The sequence below is a fragment of the Streptomyces botrytidirepellens genome, from assembly GCF_003721215.1.
GTDB classification, from domain to species: Bacteria; Actinomycetota; Actinomycetes; order Streptomycetales; family Streptomycetaceae; genus Streptomyces; species Streptomyces himastatinicus.
Genome location: NZ_RIBZ01000568.1, coordinates 1 through 3,360 on the forward strand (window position 1 = coordinate 1; position 3,360 = coordinate 3,360).

General features: G+C 76.1%; 2 protein-coding genes and 1 pseudogene. All 3 read right to left on the reverse strand.

Annotated elements, in window-relative coordinates; genetic code table 11:
• A pseudogene (locus EEJ42_RS32925) lies at positions 1–329 on the reverse strand (hypothetical protein); the annotation flags it as partial.
• A gap of 167 nt (positions 330–496) precedes the next feature.
• The gene (locus tag EEJ42_RS32930; RefSeq protein ID WP_184503391.1) at positions 497–2,191 is read right to left on the reverse strand and encodes a sensor histidine kinase; all 1,695 of its coding nucleotides are present in this window, start codon (positions 2,189–2,191) and stop codon (positions 497–499) included.
• Between the two features lie 71 nt (positions 2,192–2,262).
• Positions 2,263–3,360: thiol reductant ABC exporter subunit CydC (cydC, locus tag EEJ42_RS32935; RefSeq protein ID WP_123105639.1), on the reverse strand; the 1,098-nt coding region annotated here is incomplete at its 5' end.

Sequence of the window (3,360 nt, forward strand, 5' to 3'; positions counted from 1 at the left end):
CCGCCACCGCCGGTGCCGCCCGCGGCGGCGCTGCTCCCGCCGCCACCGCCGCCGCCACCGCCGCCCGCGCCCCATGCCTGGATGTGCACCGAGGTGACCCCCGGGGGCGGCGTGAAGGTGCCGTCCGCGGTGAACTCCCGCACCCCGTGGATGATGGTCGGCGGCTGCGGCGGCTTGGGGTGGCCGCCGCCGGTCATCGTGGTGTCATCCGCCTGGACGGGCGCCATGGTCAGCAGCTGACTGGAAAGGGCCGCCGCGGTCGCGACAGAGGCGAAGAAGACCCGGCGGCGCGTCCGGGAACGCTGAGGACTGGGACTCTGGGTGTTCACGTCATGACTTCCTTCCCCGCAAGAAGTGCCGCGGAGTGCGAAGGGATACGAAGGACCGAGGCGGCCCGCGAGGCTCATCCCACTCGCGGGGTCGGCGCCGCGCATGCTGACGGACTGATAATGGGACCGCGCAGGTGAGGAGTTGGGCCGCCCGGGCGACGTGCGGCCTACAACGGCACCTGCCAGACCACCGTCGTACCGCCCCGGCCTGGCCCTTTCCCCGGCCCGCTCTCCACCCCGTCCTCCGCGCCGAGGCCCGGCCCGTAGGTGCTCGACCCGCCGAGCGCCTCCGCCCGGCGGGCCAGGTTCGCGAGCCCGCTGCGCCGCCCGCCCGCCGGAACGCCCACCCCGTCGTCCGCGACCGTCAGCCGCACCGCGGGACGCCCGTCGGCGAGCCGCGCCGTCACGTCCACGACCACCTCGATACGCGCCGCCCGGGCATGCCGGAAGGCGTTGGACAACGCCTCGCGCAGCGCCGCGATGAGACTGTTTCCGGCCGGTTCGCCGACCCGCGAGTCGACCGGGCCGACAAAGCTGAGCGACGGCTGGAAGCCGAGCGGCACCGCGGCCGCCCCGACCTCCCGCAGCACCCGGGTGCGCAGCCCCGACGGTGCCACCTCCGGGCCCTGCTGGAGCGCGAAGATCGTCGTCCGTATCTCCCGGATGGTGGCGCCCAGTTCATCGGCGGCCCGCTCGACCTGCTCCGCCACCTCCGCCGCCTCCGGCGCCTCGGCGTGCCGCCGCGCGCTCTCCAGCAGCATCCCCGTCGCGAACAGCCGCTGGATGACCAGATCGTGCAGATCGCGGGCGATGCGGTCCCGCTCCTCCAGCACCGCCAGCCGCTCCCGGTCGCGCTGCGCCTCGGCGAGCACCAGCGCGACCGCGGCCTGCGCCGCGAACTGGAGGGCGAGCCTGCGCTCGGTCGCGGTGAAGGGCAGGGCGCCGGGGTCGCGCGGGGTGGCCAGCACGCCCAGCACCCGGTCGCCGCCGCTCAGCGGCAGCATCATGCTCGGCCCGTAACGGCCCAGGACCCCGGCGGTCGGCCGGAGTTCGTCGGCCGGGTCGTCGACGAAGACCGGCTCCCCGGCCAGCAGCCGCGGCACGGCCGGGGACCCGGCCGGGACGACCGTACCGAGCAGCGCGGCACCCTCCGGAGGGTGCGCGGCGTCCACCGCCACGATCTCCAGCCCGCCGCCCTCCTCCGGCACCAGCACGAAACCCGCCGCCGAACCGGCCAGCTGACGGGCCTTCTCCGCGACCACCACCAGGGCGTCCTCGGCGTCGCCGGACAGCAGGGAGTGGGTGACGGCCACCGAACCGTCGATCCACCGCTCGCGCTGCCGGGTCGCCTCATGCAAGCGGGCGTTGCCGATGGCGATCCCCGCCTCCGTCGCCAGCACCTTGACCATGTGCAGATCGGGCACGCTGAACTCCCCGCCGTCCCGCTTCTCGGCGAGGCACAGATGGCCGAAGACCTCGTCCCCGACCCGGATCGGCACCCCGAGGAAGGACCGCGGCAGCGGATCGGCCGACAGCAGCCCCGCCCCGGCGGAGCGGGCGCTGACCAGCGCGCCGCACCGCTCCCGGTCCGCCTCGGTCACGCCGTACGTGATGACGTCGGCGAGCCCCTGACCCGCCGCGTCGTTCACGCCGATCGCCGCGCACCGAGCGCCCGCCAGTTCGGCCGCGGTCTCGGCGATCCGGTCGAGGACCACGCGCAGCTCCAGACCGGTGCCGATGGAGCGCATCGCCTCCAGCAGCCGCGGGACGCGCGCGGTCAGCTCGGTGGACAGCCCCTGGAGCCCTCGGGTCGCCTCCGCGGCGACGTCCAGGGGGTCCGGTGTCGGTATCGAGGCCGCCATGGTCCGAGCGTAATGAATGGCTTTTGCCCGGGAAAGCGGAGGTTTTTGCCCACGGGAGGCGCCCCTCGTCGTCAGACGGGGGCGCCCGAGCCCAGCGGCAGCGTCGCGTCCCCGCGCCGCGGCCCGGTCTCCGCGGCCTCGCGCTCCAGCATCCGGCGGAACGGCCCGTCCACCGCGGCCAGTTCTCCGTACGTGCCGCGCTGCACGGCCCGGCCGCCGTCGAGCACGATCACCTCGTCGACCGCCTCCAGGCCCGCGAGGCGATGGGTGATCAGCACGGTCGTACGGCCCCGGGTCGCCGTCAGCAGGTCGGCGGTCAGCGCGTCGGCCGTCGGCAGGTCCAGGTGCTCGGCGGGCTCGTCCAGCACCAGCACCGGGAAGTCCGCCAGCAGCGCGCGGGCCAGCGCGAGCCGCTGCCGCTGACCGCCGGAGAGCCGCGCGCCCAGCTCGCCGACGTGGGTGTCGAGCCCGTCCGGCAGCCCGTCCACCCACTCCAGCAGCCGGGCGGCGGCAAGCGCCGTGCGCAGCTCGTCGTCGCTCGCGCCGGGGCGCGCGAGCCGCAGGTTCTCCCGCAGCGAGCTGTCGAAGATGTGCGCGTCCTGGGCGCACAGCCCCACCAGCCGCCGCACCGCGTCCCCGTCCACGGCCGTCGCGTCCCGGCCCGCCAGGGTGTACGTACCGTCCTCGGCGTCCAGGAAGCGCAGCAGCACCTGGGCCAGCGTGGTCTTGCCGGAACCGGACGGGCCGACGACCGCGACCCGGCGGCCCGGGCGCAGCTCCAGGTCGAACCCGTCCAGCGCGCGGGTGCGCTGCCCCGCGTGGCGCGCCGACAGCCCGCGCACCACCAGCGGAAAGGCCGACCGGGGCGGCTCCTCGGCGCCGCCGTCCCGCACCGGAAGCGGCGCGTCGATCACCTCGTACACCCGCTCGGCGGCCCGCCGCACCCGCTGCCGGTGCTGCACGGCGAGCGGCAGCCCGGCGACCGCCTCGAAGGCGGCCAGCGGCGTCAGCACCACGACGGCCAGCCACACCCCGTGGATCCGCCCGTCGGCCACCGCCCCGACCCCGGCCCACGCCGCGACGGCCACCGTCAGACCGCACACGAGGGCGGACAGCCCGGCGCCCGCGCCGGTGGCAGCGGCGCCCCGCCGGGCGATCCGGGTGAGCAC

Excerpts from the sequence above, each read along its gene's own strand:
- EEJ42_RS32930 (WP_184503391.1), bottom strand. The coding sequence starts at position 2,191 with ATGGCGGCCTCGATACCGACACCGGACCCCCTGGACGTCGCCGCGGAG.